Consider the following 17,254-nt stretch of genomic DNA (forward strand, 5'->3'; position numbering starts at 1 on the left):
CGCTCGTCTCGGGAGCCCCGATGCCGCTGATCCAGGAAAAGCTCGCGCCGCCCCCCCTACCGCTGTCGCTGGTGGCCCGCCCGCGCCTCAATGACCATTTCGTGCTCGACGAGCGCGTGCGGGTGCTGCTGCTCAAGGCGCCGCCGGGCTACGGCAAGAGCACCCTGGTCGCCGAGCGGCTTCCTGCCCTCGAGCAGCGGGCCGCCTGGCTGCGCCTGGATCGCCGCGACGACCAGCCGGCGCGTTTCGTCGCCTACTTCGCCGCCGCCCTAGCGCAACTGTGCCGGGAACACCTGGCCGTCTCGCTGCCGGCCATGGATGACGCCCTCCCCCTGGATGCACAGCTGGAGGCCTGGCTGGCCAGCCTGCCCGCCGAGGCCACCCCCTGCCGGCTGGTGCTCGACGAGTTCGAACACATCCGCCACCCGGCCATCCTCGAGGGGCTCGCCCACTGGCTGCGCCACCAGCCACGCTGGCTGACCCTGACGCTGGTGTCGCGCACCCGCCCGGCCCTGGGCCTGCCGGCCCTGCGCCTGCGTGGCGAGCTGGAGGAGATCGACGCGGCGCAACTGGCCCTCGACCTGGAGGAGGCCCAGACCCTGTGCGCCGAGCAACTCAGCTTCCCGCCGACCCGGGTCAGCCTGGAGCGTGCCCTGCGCCTGACCGAGGGCTGGCCCATGGCCCTGACCTGGCTGATCGAGCGCACCACCACCCGGGCCGGCTTCGATGCGCTGCTCGAGCGACTATCCGGGGCGCACCCCGATTTCGTGGCCTGGTTCGACGATCTGCTGAACGCCAGCCTCGACGCCCCAGACCAGCAACTGTTGCTGCAGCTCGGCGTGCTGGAGCGATTCTCGCCGGCGCTGGTGGCACGCCTGCTGGAGGGCGAGCGGGTCACGCAGCGCCTGGAGGCCCTGGAGCAGGCCGGGCTATTCCTGCATCGCCCCGACCCCCACGACCAGTGGTACCGCTTCCATGCCCTGTTCGCCCAGTACCTGCGTCACCGCCGCCACGAGTTGAGCCTGGACACCCAGCGCCGGCTCCACGGCCGCGCCAGCCAGGCCTGGCTGGCGCTGGGCGACCCGGCCCTGGCAGTGGCCCAGGCGATCGAGGCCAACGACCCCGACGCCCTGGTGGCCTTGCTCGAGGATCAAGGCCCCTACCTGCTGGCCCACGGCCACTTCGCGCTGCTGGCGCGGGCCCTGACGACGCTCGGCGAGCCGCGTGTCGGCGCCTTACCGCGCCTCACGCTGATCCACGGCTGGGTGTCCCACGCCCAGTACCAGTTCGACCGTACCGCCCAGGCCATCGGCTGGATCGAGGCCCAACTCGACGAACCCGCCTGGCAGCAACTCTCCGCCGAGTTCGCCACCCTGCGCGCACAACTGGCGATCAACCAGGGCGATGCCGAGCGGGCCGCACCGCTTGCCGAGCAGGCCCTCACCCTGCCGGCGCGTTACCTGGCCGCCACCCCCGTCTCGGCCGGCGCCATTCTCTGTGAGTCACGCTTCGTCCAGGGTCATCTCGAGGAGTCCCTGACCCGCATCCAGGCGGTGGAAAAGCACGCCAGGCACATCGGCGATGACCAGTTGATGCTGTGGGCGCTGTGCCACCATTCTGAGACCCTGGTCGCCCAGGGACGGCTGCAGGCGGCCTTCGACATCCAGGAGCGCGCCTTCGCGCATATCGAGCACTGCGGCCTGGATCGCCTGCCGGTGGCCGAGTTCCTGTATCGCATCCGCAGCCAGCTGCTGTGGGAATGGCACCGCCTGGACGAGGCCGAGCAAGCGGCGCTGGCGGGTATCGCCGTGCTCGACAATCAGGGCGAGCACTGGACCCTGCAGTGTCACGTCGGCCTGGCCAAGGTCGCCCTGGCCCGCGGCGACCAGGCCCAGTGCGCCGACCATGTCCGCCGGCTGCGCAAGATACTGGCCGAGGGCGACTATCATATCGACTGGCGCGCCAATGCCCATGCCACCCTGCTGGCTTGGTGGCAGGCCAACGACGACCGCGATGCGGTGGCCCGCTGGCTGCAGGAGGCACCACCGGTCGAACCCGACACCGCCAGCAACCACTTTGCCCAGGCCAACGTGCGCAACCACGCCCGCGCGCTGATGCTACTCAAGCGAGCCGACGAGGCCCGGGGGCTGCTGGAGGCCCTGGAGACACAGACCCAGCGCTTCGGGCTGGTCACCGATGCCAATCGCAACCGGTTGTGCCTGGCGGCGCTGGAGTGGCAGTGCGGCCAGGAGGCAGCGGCGCTGACACATATGACGACGGCCCTCGAGCTGGCCTCGCGCACCTCCCTCACCGGTAGCTTTCTGCGCCTGGGCAAGCCGCTGGTCGAGATGCTCGCGGTCCTGCTCGAGCGGGGTGGGCTCGACGCAATGTCCCGCGCGCGGGCCGAGCGCTTGGTCCATCTCGTCGGTCGCCAGCGCGATTTCGGCCGAGCAGTACGCCTGATGCTCGACGACGCCGTGATCGCCGACATCGTCACCCGCCCCGATGTGCCCGAACTGATTCGCACCTCGCCGCTGACCCGTCGCGAGTGGCAGATCCTGGGCCTGATCCACGCCGGCTTGTCCAACGAGCAGATCGCCGAGCAGCTCTCGGTGGCCCCCACCACCGTCAAGACGCATATCCGCAGCCTCTACCAGAAGCAGAACATTCGCCGCCGCGAGGAGGCCATCGCCCTGGCCGGTGACCTGCTGGCCCGCATCCAGGGAGCGTAACTCCGCTCTCTCCTCCCCCCATCTACGCCTGCCTTGTCCCCGACGGGAGGATTCCTCCCGTCGGCACTCCCGCCACCATGGCGCGAGACCTCGCGACCGACGACTAAGGACAAGGCCAATGACCACAGAAACTTCACGATATCTCGGCAAACAGGGCGCCGACTGGTGGCGTGGCGCGGTGATCTATCAGATCTACCCGCGCAGTTTCCTGGACACCAACGGCGATGGCATCGGCGACCTGCAGGGGGTGATCGACAAGCTCGACTACATCGCCTCGCTGAATGTCGATGCCATCTGGCTATCGCCCTTCTTCACCTCGCCGATGAAGGACTTCGGCTACGACATCAGCGACTACCGAGACGTCGAGCCGATGTTCGGCACTCTCGCCGACTTCGACCGCCTGGTGGAGGCCGCCCATGCCCGGGGGCTCAAAGTCACCATCGACCAGGTGCTCTCCCACAGCTCCGATCAGCATGCCTGGTTCCAGGAGAGCCGACAGAGCCGCGACAACCCCAAGGCCGACTGGTACGTGTGGGCCGACCCCAAGCCCGACGGCGCCCCGCCCACCAACTGGCAGGCGATCTTCGGTGGCTCCGCCTGGCAGTGGGACACTCGCCGCTGCCAGTACTATCTGCACAACTTCCTGGTCGAGCAGCCGGACCTCAACTTCCAGAACCCCGAGCTGGTCGAAGCCATCCTCGGCGAGGTGCGCTTCTGGCTTGAGCGAGGTGTCGACGGCTTCCGCCTGGATGCGGTCAACTTCTGTACCCATGGCGAGCTCAAGGATAATCCGCCCCGCGAGGAGATCGCCGAGGGCTTCATCGGAGTGCGTCCCGACAACCCCTATGGCTATCAACTCCATATCCACGACAAGACTCAACCGGGGAACCTGACCGTCCTCGAGCGGCTTCGCGCCCTGTTCGACGAGTACCCCAGCACCACCAGCGTCGGCGAGGTGGGCGACGACGACTCGCTGGGGGTGATGGCCGAATACACCCAGGGCGGCAAGCGGCTGCACATGGCCTACTCCTTCGACCTGCTCGGCGAGCGCCATGATCCCGAACACCTGCGCGGCATCCTCACCGAGATGGAGTCACGCATTGAGGATGGCTGGCCGTGCTGGGCGTTGGGCAACCACGACGTGACCCGCCTGGCCACCCGATGGGATGCCGAGGGCAATGCCGCGGCACTGCGGCTCTATATGGCCTTCCTGCTCACCCAACGCGGCAGTGTCTGCCTCTATCAGGGCGAAGAACTCGGCCAGACCGAGGCCGAGCTTTCCTTCGAGCAGCTGGTCGACCCTGCCGGCATCACCTTCTGGCCGGCCTACAAGGGCCGCGACGGCTGCCGCACGCCCATGCCCTGGAAGGCCGATGCGCCCCACGGCGGCTTCTCCACGGATACCCCCTGGCTGCCGGTGCCCGAGGCCCACCTGGGCCTAGCCGTGGATCAGCAGGACGGCGATCCGGACTCTCTGCTCAACGCCTATCGCGCCTTCCTGGCCTTCCGCCGCACCCAGCCGGCGCTGGTCAAGGGCGAGATCCGCTACCACCCAGTGCATGACGAGGTGCTGTGCCTCGAGCGTCGCCATCCTTCCAGCGATCCCGGCCAGCGCCTGCTGGTGGCGCTGAACTTCGCCGACGAGCCCCGCGAGCTGCCGGCGCCACGCGCCGCGCGCGCGCTCGAAGAGGCCCCGGCGATGGTCAACGGCGCCTGGCAGGATGGCACTCTCACTCTCCCGGCGTATGGCATCGCCATCGCTCGCTGCCCCACCGATTCGGAGGAAGCCTCATGGGACGTCTGACACTCGAAAGCATCGGCAAGGACTACGACGGCGTCGAGATCTCGCGCGACATCGACCTGGCCATCAACGATGGCGAGTTCGTGGTCTTCGTCGGCCCCTCGGGCTGCGGCAAGTCGACCTTGCTGCGCATGATCGCCGGGCTCGAAGACATCAGCAGCGGCGAAATGTGCCTGGACGGCGAACGGATCAACGAGATCCCGCCCCAGGAGCGCGACATCGGCATGGTCTTCCAGTCCTACGCGCTCTACCCGCACATGACGGTGGCAGAGAACATGGCCTTCGGCCTCAAGTTGGCACGTACCGACAAGGCCGAGATACACCGCCGGGTCGAGCACGCCGCCGGCATCCTGCAGCTGACCCCGCTGCTCGAGCGCAAGCCCAAGGACCTCTCCGGCGGCCAGCGCCAGCGGGTGGCGATCGGCCGCACCCTGGTCAAGGAGCCGGCGGTGTTCCTGTTCGACGAGCCACTGTCCAACCTCGATGCCTCGCTGCGGGTCGAGATGCGGGTGCGGATCGCCGAGCTGCACAAGCGCCTCGGCGCCACCATGATCTACGTGACTCACGACCAGGTGGAGGCCATGACGCTCGCCGACCGCATCGTGCTGCTGTCGAGCGGCAGCATCGCCCAGGTCGGCGCACCGCTGTCGCTCTATCACTTCCCGAAGTCGCTGGAGGTGGCCGAGTTCATCGGCTCGCCGCGCATCAACACCCTGCCGGTGACGGTGGTCGACCCGGGCCCGCGGCACACCACCGTGCGCCTGCCCGCCGGCGAGACCCTGGCCGTGGCGGTGGACGGCCGCGGCCTCAAGGCCGGCGACACGGCCACCCTGGGCATTCGCGCCGAGGACTTCGTCGCCCCCGAGCAAGGCGAGGCGATCCTCCAGGCCAAGCTGATGGTGGCCGAAAAGCTCGGCTACGAGACCCTCGCCCACCTGCGAGTCGAGGGCGCCGAGGGCACCGTGACGCAGCGCCTCGACGGCCTGGCCCAGCTCGAGGAGCAACAAGTCGTCGAGCTGGGCCTAGACGGCGAGCATTGCCACCTCTTCGCGTCGGACGGGACGGCCTGCCCGCGTCAGGTAGAGATCCCCGGCATCGCCCACTGAGGTGCCTGCTCACGTCGAGCCCACGTCTTGTCCCTGGTCAGCCCGGGCCGACGAGCAATATCACCCAATTGGCCCCAATGTGGGGCCTGGACACGCGACACGGGGCGATACGAATGACCGAACGCGAGAAAATGCTGGCGAGCGAACTCTATGATCCCTGCGATGCCGGATTACAGGCACTACGCCGCCGGGCACGCCTGTTGACGAGGGCCTTCAACGACAGCCGTGATGATGAAGAGGACGAGCGCGCCCGCTTGCGAGGAGAACTCATTCCCCATGCCAAGCCAGATCTCTGGATAGAACCGCCTTTCTACTGCGACTATGGTTGTCATATCTGGTTGGGCGATAAGGTTTTCTTCAATTTCAATTGCGTCGTGCTGGATGTCGCACCGGTGACGATCGGCGATCACGTACTGCTAGGTCCAGGCGTACAGCTCTATACGGCTACCCACCCGTTGGACGCCGAGACCCGTCGCGCCGGGCTGGAGGCAGGGCGTCCCATCGACATTGGCGACGACTGCTGGATCGGGGGCGGCGCCATCATCAACCCGGGCGTGTCGGTCGGCCCGCGCAGCGTCATTGGCGCGGGCAGTGTCGTGACGAGCGACATCCCGGCCGATGTGTTTGCCGCGGGCAATCCCTGTCGTGTCATTCGCAAGATCGAGAACCGAACAATGGAAGAATGACCCCGCGAGGGGCCGCTCCATCATCGCAGCGGGCTCGCTCATATACCTTCACTGTTCCCGCCCCGGCGCTTGCGTCGGGGCGTTTGCGTTGCCGTACTACATGCAGCCTTGATGAGGAACCTTCCCTCCTTCGGCAGGGAAAGCCCCATGAGCCCGATGCCTACTATCACTGCCGGCCGTTCGCCAGCGACTCGGCGCGGGACGGCTTCCACGCCGACTGACCGGCGTTGAGCTACTCCTCACAATAGGCCTTATCCCACATAAAAAAACCCCGGCCGACTGGCCGGGGAAGCAGGGAGTCCCTGTCGGGACGAGGAAATCGGGTGGGGCTCAGCCCTTCACACCGCCGGCGGTGAGCCCGCCGGCGATCCAGCGCTGACACAGCAGGAAAGCCAGGGTGATGGGCAGTCCGGAGAGCACCGCCGCGGCGGCGAAGTCGCCCCAGCGCTGGTTATGCTCGGCGAGATACTGCTGGGCGCCGACGGCCAGGGTCAGCTTATCCTCGTCGAGCAGCAGCACCGAGGCCATCGGGTACTCCATGATCGACATGATGAAGGCGAGGATGAACACCACCATCAGGATCGGCACCGAAAGCGGCAGCAGGATATGGTAGAAGGCCTGCCAGGTGCTGGCGCCGTCGACCATGGCGGCCTCCTCCAGCGAGCCGTCGATGGACTCGAAGTAGCCCTTGATGGTCCAGATATGCAGCGCCACCGCGCCCAGCGACGCCAGTATCAGCGCACCGTGGGTGTTGAGACCCAGCCAGGGCACCAGCTGGCCGAGGCGATCGAACAACGCATAGAGTGCCACCAGCGACAGCACCGCCGGGAACATCTGGAAGATCAGCATGCCCTTGAGGATCGGCGCCTTGCCGGCAAAACGCATGCGCGCGAAGGCATAGGCGCTGGTGGTGGAGAGGGCGAGGATCATCAGCGATGACGCCACCGCCACCTTGATCGAATTCCACAGCCACAGCATCACCGGGAACGGTGGCTGGACGACGGTGCCGTCGGGGCGCTCCCAGGGGATGCCAAAGGCCAGTGCCCAGTGCTCCAGCGAGAAGCGCTCGGGGATCAGGCTGCCGGTGGCGAAGTTACCCTCGCGGAAGGAGATCGAGATCACCAGCAGCAGCGGGAACACCACCAGGCTGACGAAGCCCAGCAGCGCGAGGTGAGCGCCCAGCTTGCGGGCACGGATGGAACGGGGTTGAACCATGGCCATGAGACGACTCCTCTTGGCAGTCTGTCGGATTTGACCGATCGTCGCGAAAAAGACGGATTTCGCGACAGGTTTATCGATCGGATGAGGCGAATAGCCCGCTATTTAACGAATCTGATCGCATGAAACTGGCCGAAAGCCCGGGTTTTGCAGCAGGTCAGCGTCAAGTTCGACAGACTGCTACACCTTGACCTTGGACAGGCGCAAATTGAGCCACGACAACCCGACCACCAGCAGGAAGATCAGCGTGGCGATAGCGGCCGCCAGACCGAAGTTCTGGCCGGCATCCTGGAAGGCGATGCGGTAGGTATAGCTGACCAGCAGGTCGGTGGTGCCCGCCGGGGTGCTGGCACCGAGGATGTCCGGCTTGCCGCCGGTGAGCAGGGCGATCAGCACGAAGTTGTTGAAGTTGAAGGCAAAGGCGGCGATCAGCAGCGGCGTCAGCGGCTTCAAAATCAGCGGCAGGGTGATGCGCAGCATGTTGGTCAGCGGCCCGCCGCCGTCCACCGCCGAGGCCTCATAAAGATCGCGGGGAATCGACTGGATCAGGCCCATGCACAGCAGCAGCATGTAGGGGTAGCCGAGCCAGGTGTTGACGATCAGCAGCATGGTGCGCGCCATCGCCGGGTCGGTGAACCAGTCGGGGCTGATGCCGAACAGGTTCTCGAGGATCAGGTTTATTTCGCCGTGGTGCTGGTTGAACATGCCTTTGAAGATCAGGATCGAGATGAAGGCCGGCACCGCATAGGGCAGGATCAACAGGGTGCGGTAGACGGCCTTGCCCCTGAGCTGGTCCCACTGCAGCAAGGCGGCCAGAGTAAAGCCCAACGCCAGGGTGAAGGCTACCGTCAGCCCGGCGAAGACGAAGGTCCAGACGAAGATCTGCAGGAAGGGCCCGCGAATGTCCGGATCGGTGAAGATCTTGGTGTAATTGTCCAGGCCCACCGACACCGGCCAGCCGGGGGTGAGGCGTTCGCCATCCTCGGTAACGAAGAAGCCGGTCTCCTGGTTCGGTGTCAGGGTGGTGCCATCACGCAGGTCGGTCAGGCTGCCATCGGGGCTCGCCTCGAAGCGCGGCAGCATCGGCGCGAAGCTGCGTAGCCCCGCCATCTGAAGCTCGGTGCCGTCCGGCGTCACTAGGCTCAGGGCCTCGAGAGCCTCACGGTTGGCGATCACCTCGCGGATGCCCAGCGCCTCGCCGGAGGGGGCCGCCTGAGTCGGCTCGACCGCCAGCGGTTGCCCTTCCACGGCCTGTGCCAGCGGCCGGGATACCAGCCGACTGGCCTCCCCCGCCGCCCCTGAAGCCTCGGCCTCCAGGTAGAGGCGCGTCCGATTGCCCTCACGGACCAGCTCAAAATCGAAGGCCTGGCCCTCGGCCTGGTAGGTCTGATCGAGGAACTGGGCACGCACCCGCTCCTCGCTGAGCAGGTTACTCGAGCTGTAGTTGCTGAAGCTGATGCCGATGGTATAGACCAGGGGGAAGATCACGAACACCCCCATCCCAGCCAGCGCCGGAAAGATATAGCGGTGGCTCATCAGCTGGCGCTTGCCGAACACGATCGCCAGACTGGCACCCAGCACCAAGAACAGCAGCGAGAACATCCACTGGCCGCGCAGGTGGAAGGCCACCACCAGCCATAGCGTGCCGAGCACCAGCAGTGCCGTCAGGGCGCGCAGCGCCCAGCGGCTGTAGCGCTCGGCGGGAGCGCGGGAGCGATGGCGCGGCAAGCCGCGCGAGGCGTTGGTTACAAACATGGGGTCACCTGAGGTCTGCCCCGGCCTGGCGAGGGTGCACGGCCGGCCGGGGGCCTGGACACGGGAAGGGAAGCGTCACTCGATGGCGGTGCGCATGCGCTCGGCGGCGGCGTCCAGCGCCGCCTGCGGCGACTGGCGGCCGCTGCCGATGTTCTGCAGCGCCGGCTCCATGGCCGACCAGAAGGCCCCCATCTCGGGGATGTTGGGCATCGGCGAACCTAACTCGGCGTTCGCCAGGGTGGCGGCGATCCGCGGGTCGGACTCCAGGTCCTGCTGATAGGCCTTGTGGGCCACGGCGCCCAGCGATCCATCGCTGTTGAAGGTACGCAGGCCTTGCTCTTCGAGCAGGTAGTTCTCGAGAAACTCGGTGGCCAGGAAGTCGTTGGGCGAGGCCGAGTTGATCATCGCCGCCATCACCCCAAACATCGGCTTGGCCCGCTCGTCGCCGACCCTGGGCAGCAGCGCCACGCCGAAGTCGATGCCGCTCTTCTCCAGGTTGCTCCAGGCCCAGGGGCCGCTAATCATGGCGGCCACCTCGCCGCGGTTGAAGCGGGTGTCCGTCACGCTGTAGTCGGTGCCCTCGGGCAGCACGCCGCTGTGGATCAGTTCGCGCAGGCGCTTGGCTCCCGCTACCGCGCCGGCATGGTTGACGCCGATGTCGCTGGTGTCGTAGCCGCTGTCGGTATGCTGGAACGCATAGCCACCATTGGCGGCCAGCAGGGGCCAGCTGAAGTAGGGCTCACCGTAGTTGAACAAGATCGCCTTCTTGCCCTCTTTCTGAAGCTCGGCATCGAGCGCGGCGAGTTCGTCGAAGCTTTCCGGCGGCGTCTCCACCAGGGCCTTGTTGTAGATCAGGCCCAGCGACTCCACCGAGATGGGATAGCCATAGGTCTCGCCGTTCCACTCGACGGCGTCCCAGGTGAAGTCGAAGTAGCGGTCGCGGTAGCTGTCGGAGGGGGCAATGGACTTGAGCAGCCCGCTCTGGGCCCATTCCCCGATGCGGTCGTGAGCGAAGACCACGATGTCCGGCCCCTGGCCGCTACCGGCGGCCTGCTGGAAGCGATTGGTCATGTCATCAGGATGGACGATGTCGATGGCGATGCCGGTGTCGGCCGTGAACCGCTCGGCTACCTCGCGGATGCCCTGAGGGCCCTTGTTGTCGCCGATCCAGACAGTAAGGGTGTCGTCCTCGAAGGCCATGGCCGGCAGCGCGGCGCTGGCGCTAAGGCCGGCGGCCACCAGCGGCGTCAGGAAAGCATGGCGTCGTGTCATGTCGAGCCTCTTTGTTGTTGTACAGCGTCATGTCGGGAAGCACGGTCCCGTCATTCGGGGCCGGCCATCCACTCAGGGTCGCCATTCAGCCGCCCGTATGCCTCCTCCCCGCGGGGGGAGGAGGAGGCGTAAGGTCAGGGCGTAGGGAGAGGGAAAGCCGGACGTTCCGGGAGGAGGCCTGGCTAGATGCCGTAAAGGGTCTCGCCGACCAACGAGCATGTCGCTCTCGACGCCGTCGACGGGGCCTGATGGGCCCGCTAACAGCCGGTGAGCTATGCGCTGACCTCGCGCAACGACAACCGCGAGGCCTTCGCCGAGATGGTCGAGCGCTGTGACGCCGCCTAGGTCGCCATCATCACCGGCAGAGCATGCAGAAGCGCTGCTATGCTATATAGTAAGCTTCGTTAGCCATCGGTCGCATCTGGCCGCTTTTATGTCTTTTCGTTGTCCCGCTCAGGATGCTTCTCTTGCCAAGGCCAATCTCTCCTTGCATGGCCAGCGCCGCGTATCGCGACACCGGGCGACTGATGCGCCGTTACCGCCGCATGGCCTGGCTGGCACTCGCCGCCATGCTGCTGGTGTTGGTGGGCCCGCTGATCAGCCAGTCGCAGCGCCTACTGATGCAGGCGCCCAGCGACATGCCCATGGCGCATCAGGCTCAGGCACAGGCAACCAGCGGCGTTGATAGGCCTGAGCACGCCCATCATGGCGAGAAGATGCACCACTCCAATGCCATGGCCGTCTGTGGCTATTGCGAGTTGTTCGCCCACACGCCCGGGCTTGTGCCGGCACCAGCCGTGCTCGCCACACCGCCCGCACCCGCTCACCCACGGCCGTTGGCAACACGCCCACAGCCCTGCCCCGAGCCCTCTTATCCGCGATTTGCGCCCCGCGCACCGCCCCAGACTCTGATGTCGTGATCCTTTACCTACCGGACGGTGGCCATGGTCGTCGTCCCGGTGGGCCTGCGCCCTGCGGCCATCCGCCAGGACGACGCTTACCCCATCAGAGATATCCAATGAACGAACACCCGACGACCGAAGCGGCGGCGTTGCCGCGCACTACCAGTACCCTCAAGTCGCTGATCATCCGCCTACATGGCTATATAGGCCTATTGGTCGGCCCCTTTATCCTGTTCGCCGCCCTGACCGGCACGCTCTATGCGCTGACCCCGGCGCTGGAGCAGGCGATCTATCAGGAGGCGCTTGCCACCGACTCTGCCGAGAGCGGAACCGCCCCGGCGTCACTTGTTCAGCAGATCGCCGCGGCCAGGACCTATCTGGATGCCGACCTCGCGGTTAGTGCCGTGCGCCCGGCTCCCGAACCCGGTGCCACCACACGGGTGATGTTCGCCGACCCAAGCCTCGACCCTGGCGAGCATCGCGCTATCTTCATCGACCCTGAAAGCCTCGCGGTGCGCGGTGACCTGACGGTCTACGGCACCAGCGGCGTGCTGCCACTTCGCCGCTTCATCGACCACCTGCATCGTAATCTGATGCAGGGCGATATCGGTCGGCTCTACAGTGAGTTGGCCGCCTCCTGGCTGTGGCTCGCCGCACTGGGCGGCCTGGCCATCTGGGCCTTCTCGGCGACGCCTAAAGTCGATGCCCGCAAAAAGACCCGCACCGCGCAGCGCCTGCGCACCCGCCGTCGTCACAGCCTGCTGGGCCTCACGTTACTGGTGGGGCTGCTCGCGCTCTCGGCCACCGGCATGACCTGGTCGAAATGGGCCGGTGCCAATTTCTTCACCCTGCTCAAGGCCGGCGGCTGGGGCACACCCCGTGTGTCGCTGGAACTGGGCGAGTCAGTGGCCGCCGATCCCCACGCGGAGCATCAAGCATCACACAGCCAGCAGGCCCCTCTTGAAACAGACGATATCGACCGCGTGTTGGCCGTGGCCCGTCAAGCGGGCCTGGATGCTGGCAAGATCGAACTCAGGGTGCCCGGCCCAGGGCAGGCCTGGAAAGTGCGCGAGATTGATCGCGGCTGGCCTTCTCAGGTTGATGAGGTGGCCATTCATCCGCAGGGCCTCGAGGTGCTCGAGCGGGTGCGCTTCGAGGACTATCCGCTGCCCGCCAAGCTGACCCGCTGGGGCATCGATGCCCACATGGGCGTGCTGTTCGGTCTGCCCAATCAACTGCTGCTGGCGGGTCTTGGGATCGGCATCATCGTCATGGTCAGCTGGGGGTACATGATGTGGTGGCGTCGCCGGCAGCCAGGCAACGGCCAAGCGCTGTGGCCCTTACTGCGCCGTCTGCCGCCGGCCACGCTGACCGGGCTCGGCGTTATCGCCCTGGGTCTGGGCATCGCCATGCCGGTGATGGGAGTGAGCCTTGTCGTGCTGCTGGCCATCGACGGGCTGCGCCGCGACAAGCGCATGCCGGCCAGCGAAGCGGCGAGCGGCTCTCGCTAGGCGAGTACGGGTCGCGATTCAGCAGCCGGCAGCCGCCTGGCTGCCGAAGCGGCTAAGCTGCATTTCCTGAAGGCGGCTCAAGCTGCGCCGGAAGGGAAAGGCCAGGTGCCCCTTGGAATACAGCGCATCGAGGGGCACCCGGGCAGCAAGGTAGAGGGGAATGCCGCGGTCGTAACATTCATCGACCAGGGCGATGAAGCGGCGCACCCCGTCATCTTGGGGAGACAACGCGGGCAGCGCCCGGTCGCCGGCGACCACCCGTTCCTCCCCATCCTCGGTGCCGCGGGCAATGCGCGCGTCCTCCGGCTCCCCGCCCAGGCTTGGCACCTCGTCCAGCAAGATGGCCTGAAAGTGGTCGCACAGGCCAATGAAGTCCAGCGCCGACAGCGGCGCTTCGCAAAGCGCGGCATACCGACACCAGAGCACGTCTTCTCCCCGCCGCTCGATCTCTAGCGCACGGTGCCCCAGGGTGATGGGCGCCGCCGTAGTGGCCTGCTCCGCCGTCAGTGCCTCGAAAACCGCCGCCAGGGGACTTGGTGTAGCGGGCTCGACGACCCAATAGCGCTCATGTGCCTCGCCCGGGTGCTGGCGATGGTCTTGACCACCGTCGAGGTGAAGCACCTCGAGATGCGCCTTGAGGGCGGCGATCGCCGGCAGAAAACGCTCGCGATTGAAGCCGTCGGCGTAAAGCTCGTCCGGCGCCTGATTGGAGGTGGTGACCAGCATCACGCCCTCGTCGAACAGCGCCATCAGCACGCCCCTGAGCAGCATGGCATCGGCGATGTCGTTGACGTAAAGCTCATCCAGGCACAGCACCCGCACCTCACTCGCGAGCTCGGACGCCAGCTGGCCCAAAGGATCCGCGGTACCCATCAGCTGGAACTGGCGCCGATGCACCCAGCGCATGAAATGATGAAAATGCTGACGGCGTACCGGAACGTCGAGACAGTCAACGAAGCGATCCATCAGCCAGGTCTTGCCGCGCCCCACCGGCCCCCACAGATAGAGGCCGCCGGCCGAGGCGCTAACGTCCTCTCGGTGCCCTGTCTCACGCTGTTGAGCACCTGTCTCCCTAAGCGCCGCGACACAGGCCTCCAGCGCCTGTGCGGCCCGGCGCTGGGCGTCATCTTCGACAAAGCCCTGCTCAAGGGCATGTTCATAGGCGCCAAGCGGTGACAGGGGGGAAAACGACGTCATGGGCGAGCCCGAGTGGCTGAGTGAACGATCATTAGGGCGTTACTGTGCCAGCCCCGGGTAACGTTAAAAAGTGGCAAGGTAAAAGGACCGAGCCTTGGGGTACAAAAAACGCCCTCGCCAACCGGACAGGTCAACGAGGGCGCATCGCGCAGACGCATCAGCGCACTGGCCTATCTATCAGTCCAGCTGGAAGGGATACACCGAGCCGATCTCAAGAATCCTCGTCAGCTCATCCAGGGCGGTGAGGGTCTCGACGGCCAGCTGCGGGTCGGCGAGATCCTCCACCGCCAGGCGGTCGCGATAGTGGCGCTCGACCCAGGCGGTGAGATCGCCGTAGAGGCCGTCGTTGAGCAGCACCCGGCCGGTCACGGCGGCCCGCTCGGCGTCACTGAGTGCCACCCGCAGGCGCAGGCAGGCGGGGCCACCGCCGTTGCGCATGCTCTGCTTGACGTCCTTGACCAGCACCTCATTGATCGGGTTCGCGCCGGCGATCAGCAGATCCTGAATGGTGCGCCACACGGCCTCGTTCTCCTGGCATTCGCCGGGGACCACCAGGGTCATCGAGCCATCCGGGTTCGAAAGCAGCTGCGAGTTGAACAGATACGAGCCTACCGCGTCCTCGAGGCTGACCGCCTCTTCTGGCACCCGCACCGGGATCAAGGGCGTGGCCATCTTGGCGCGCAGCTCGTCCAGGGTGCCTTCTTCATCGCGGAAGGCCTTGGCGTGGTAAAGCAGCACAGGGCCATTGCCTACCGCGATCACGTCGTTGTGGAAGACGCCGGCGTCGATGGCGCCCGGGTGCTGCTGGGCGAACACTGTCTGGTCATCCGTCAGGCCGTGCTGGCGAGCGACGGCCTGGCTGGCCTCCAGGGTCTGGCGGGCCGGATAGCGTTTGGGCTCGATCCCATCGCCGCCGAAGGCCTGGCGACCATAGACGAAGAGATGCACGCCGGGCTCGCCGTAGGCGCCGCAAAGCCGAGTGTGGTTGGCCGCGCCTTCATCGGAGAAGGCGGGGGTCGCCGGCAGTACCGGATGATGGGCGAAGTGGTCATCGTGCTTGAACATCGCCGCCAGCACCCGGCCGGTGGTCTGCGGCTCCAGGTAGCGGTGGAAGCTCGACTGCAGGTTGGCCGGGGTGAAGTGCACCCGGCCGTCCGACGCATCGACGCTCGGCGTCACGGTGCCGGCATTGGCGGTCCACATGCTGGAGGCCGAGCACACCGCGCGCAGCAGCTGCGGCGCTTCTTTGGCGGCCCGGGCAAGCACCTCGCCATCGCTGCCGCTGAAGCCCAGTTCACGCAGGGCGCCAATATCCGGGCGCTGCTGGGGCGGCAACACACCCTGAGCATAGCCCGCATCCATCAGCGACTTCATCTTGGCGAGGCCTTGCAGGGCGCCTTCCCGGGGATTGGAGACCAGGCCGCCGTGGCTCATCGAGGCCACGTTGCCGTGAGCCAGCCCCGAATAGTTGTGGGTCGGCCCGACCAGTCCATCGAAGTTCACTTCGCGCACGTCGGCCGCGTTCATCGTATCGCTCACAGACTCGCTCACAAGTGCACCCCCGCCGGCATTGTCTCGGGCAGCACCAGGCTCTCGGCCTCCATGGAGGCGACCGGATAGGCGCAGTAATCCGCTGCATAGTAGGCACTGGGGCGATGGTTGCCGCTGTCGCCCACCCCGCCGAAGGGGGCATCGCCGGAGGCGCCGGTGGTCTGGCGGTTCCAGTTGACGATGCCGGCGCGGATACGCAGCAGGAAGTCGTCCCAGTCATCGCGCTCGCCGCCGATCAGGCCGGCGGAGAGGCCGTAGCGGGTGTCGTTGGCAAGCGCGATCGCCTCGTCCCAGTCGCCGTAGCGATAGACCTTGAGCAGCGGGCCGAAGTGTTCCTCGTCGGGCACGGCGATGCCGGTGACGTCGATCAACGCCGGCGACAGCAGGCTGGTGTTCTCTTCCAGGCGTTGCATACGTGCAAGTACCTGGCCGCCCATGGTTTCCAGCTCGTCCTGAGCCTTGAGCAGGCCGTCGGCGGCCTCGACACTGACCAGGCCGCCGTAGAAGGGCGCGTCCTCGCTGAACTGACCGGCCACTCGCAGCTTGGCCATGGCCGTGACCAGCGATTCGATCAGGCGATCGCCGACCGGGCCCTCCGGCACGATCAGGCGGCGCGCGCAGGTGCAGCGCTGACCGCCGGAAAGAAACGCCGACTGCAGGATGGCCAGCACCGCGGCGTCCTGATCAGGCACGTCCTTGACCACCAGCGGGTTGTTGCCGCCGAGCTCCAGGGCCAGGATCTTGTCGAGCTGATCCGCGAACTGGCGCTGCAGGATGCCGCCGACCTTGGCGCTGCCGGTGAACAGCAAACCATCAATGCCGGGATGCGCGGAGAGCGCCTGACCGACTGGGGCAGCGCCCTGTACCAGGTTGATCACGCCGTCCGGCAGGCCGGCCTCGCGCCAGCACTGCAGCGTCAGGTCGGCGGTCAGCGGAGTCTGCTCGCTCGGTTTGAAGACCACGCAGTTGCCGGCCAGCAGCGCGGGCACCATATGCCCATTGGGCAGGTGGCCGGGGAAGTTGTAGGGACCGAAGACCGCCAGCACGCCATGGGGGCGATGGCGCAGCACCGCGGTGGTGCCGTTGACATCCTTGCTGCGTTCACCGGTGCGCTCGTGATAGGCGGAAACCGACAGCGCGACCTTGCCGATCATGGCGCCGACCTCGGTTCTGGCCTCCCAGAGCGGCTTGCCGGTTTCCTGGGCGATGGCGGTGGCAAGCGCTTCACGGCGGCTATCGAGCACGTCACGGAAGCGCTCGATCAGCGCCTGGCGCTCGGCGAAGGGCATGCGGGCCCAGGCCGGGAAGGCGGCGCGGGCGGCATCGACCGCGGCGCCGACCTGCTCGGCACTGGCGCTGCCGGCCTGCCAGAGGGTGTCGTGTGATACCGGATCGATCTTGACGAAGCCCTCGGCCTCGCCATCGAGCCAGGTACCGCCGATCAGGAGTTGCTGCTTGGCGTACATGAAATCTCTCCCTCGGCGCGGCGGGGCCGCCGCGCTCGCGAAGTGGGTGACGAACCG

12 protein-coding genes are annotated in these 17,254 nt (G+C 66.6%); 6 read left to right on the plus strand and 6 right to left on the minus strand.

The features are described 5' to 3' along the window. Positions 1-20: 20 nt before the first annotated feature. The 4 genes from malT to ETC27_RS05490 all read left to right on the plus strand — a co-directional run bounded on the left by malT (position 21) and on the right by ETC27_RS05490 (position 6,325). The gene (malT, locus tag ETC27_RS05475) at positions 21-2,732 is read left to right on the plus strand and encodes an HTH-type transcriptional regulator MalT (protein WP_136253989.1); all 2,712 of its coding nucleotides are present in this window, start codon (positions 21-23) and stop codon (positions 2,730-2,732) included. A gap of 118 nt (positions 2,733-2,850) precedes the next feature. After that, a complete protein-coding gene (locus tag ETC27_RS05480) occupies positions 2,851-4,536 on the plus strand; it encodes an alpha-amylase family glycosyl hydrolase (RefSeq protein WP_136253990.1) in 1,686 nt (561 codons plus the stop codon). Continuing rightward, a complete protein-coding gene (gene ugpC / locus ETC27_RS05485) occupies positions 4,524-5,639 on the plus strand; it encodes a sn-glycerol-3-phosphate ABC transporter ATP-binding protein UgpC (protein WP_136253991.1) in 1,116 nt (371 codons plus the stop codon). Before ETC27_RS05480 ends, ugpC begins: the two co-directional genes overlap by 13 nt. A gap of 113 nt (positions 5,640-5,752) precedes the next feature. Continuing rightward, positions 5,753-6,325 carry a sugar O-acetyltransferase gene (locus ETC27_RS05490; RefSeq protein ID WP_136253992.1) on the plus strand — a complete coding sequence of 191 codons (573 nt, stop codon included), beginning with the start codon at positions 5,753-5,755 and terminating at the stop codon, positions 6,323-6,325. Between the two features lie 330 nt (positions 6,326-6,655). Here the strand turns inward: ETC27_RS05490 and malG are convergent, their stop codons facing one another. The 3 genes from malG to malE all read right to left on the minus strand — a co-directional run bounded on the left by malG (position 6,656) and on the right by malE (position 10,570). Continuing rightward, a complete protein-coding gene (malG, locus tag ETC27_RS05495) occupies positions 6,656-7,546 on the minus strand; it encodes a maltose ABC transporter permease MalG (protein ID WP_136253993.1) in 891 nt (296 codons plus the stop codon). A gap of 177 nt (positions 7,547-7,723) precedes the next feature. After that, on the minus strand, positions 7,724-9,298 hold the full coding sequence (gene malF / locus ETC27_RS05500; RefSeq protein WP_136253994.1) for a maltose ABC transporter permease MalF: 1,575 nt from the start codon (positions 9,296-9,298) through the stop codon (positions 7,724-7,726). 75 nt (positions 9,299-9,373) lie between these two features. After that, positions 9,374-10,570: a maltose/maltodextrin ABC transporter substrate-binding protein MalE gene (gene malE / locus ETC27_RS05505; RefSeq protein WP_136253995.1), complete on the minus strand. Its 1,197-nt coding sequence runs from the start codon at positions 10,568-10,570 to the stop codon at positions 9,374-9,376. A gap of 491 nt (positions 10,571-11,061) precedes the next feature. Here malE and ETC27_RS05510 point away from each other — a divergent pair, with 491 nt between their 5' ends. Beyond that, positions 11,062-11,490 carry a DUF2946 domain-containing protein gene (locus tag ETC27_RS05510; RefSeq protein ID WP_168709025.1) on the plus strand — a complete coding sequence of 143 codons (429 nt, stop codon included), beginning with the start codon at positions 11,062-11,064 and terminating at the stop codon, positions 11,488-11,490. Between the two features lie 98 nt (positions 11,491-11,588). Further along, the gene (locus ETC27_RS05515; protein WP_136253997.1) at positions 11,589-12,983 is read left to right on the plus strand and encodes a PepSY-associated TM helix domain-containing protein; all 1,395 of its coding nucleotides are present in this window, start codon (positions 11,589-11,591) and stop codon (positions 12,981-12,983) included. An 18-nt stretch (positions 12,984-13,001) separates the two neighbouring features. Here ETC27_RS05515 and zapE read toward each other — a convergent pair whose 3' ends face one another. The 3 genes from zapE to astD form a co-directional block, all read right to left on the minus strand. Continuing rightward, the gene (gene zapE, locus ETC27_RS05520; RefSeq protein WP_136253998.1) at positions 13,002-14,180 is read right to left on the minus strand and encodes a cell division protein ZapE; all 1,179 of its coding nucleotides are present in this window, start codon (positions 14,178-14,180) and stop codon (positions 13,002-13,004) included. Positions 14,181-14,357: 177 nt separating this feature from the next. After that, positions 14,358-15,707 (minus strand): N-succinylarginine dihydrolase, encoded by a 1,350-nt coding sequence (astB, locus tag ETC27_RS05525; protein ID WP_136254214.1) that lies wholly within the window; start codon positions 15,705-15,707, stop codon positions 14,358-14,360. 20 nt (positions 15,708-15,727) lie between these two features. Then, on the minus strand, positions 15,728-17,197 hold the full coding sequence (astD, locus tag ETC27_RS05530; RefSeq protein ID WP_136253999.1) for a succinylglutamate-semialdehyde dehydrogenase: 1,470 nt from the start codon (positions 17,195-17,197) through the stop codon (positions 15,728-15,730). Positions 17,198-17,254: the final 57 nt, after the last annotated feature.

Origin of the sequence: Onishia niordana, assembly GCF_004798965.1 — a bacterium.
In the GTDB taxonomy this organism is placed as follows: Bacteria; Pseudomonadota; Gammaproteobacteria; order Pseudomonadales; family Halomonadaceae; genus Onishia; species Onishia niordana.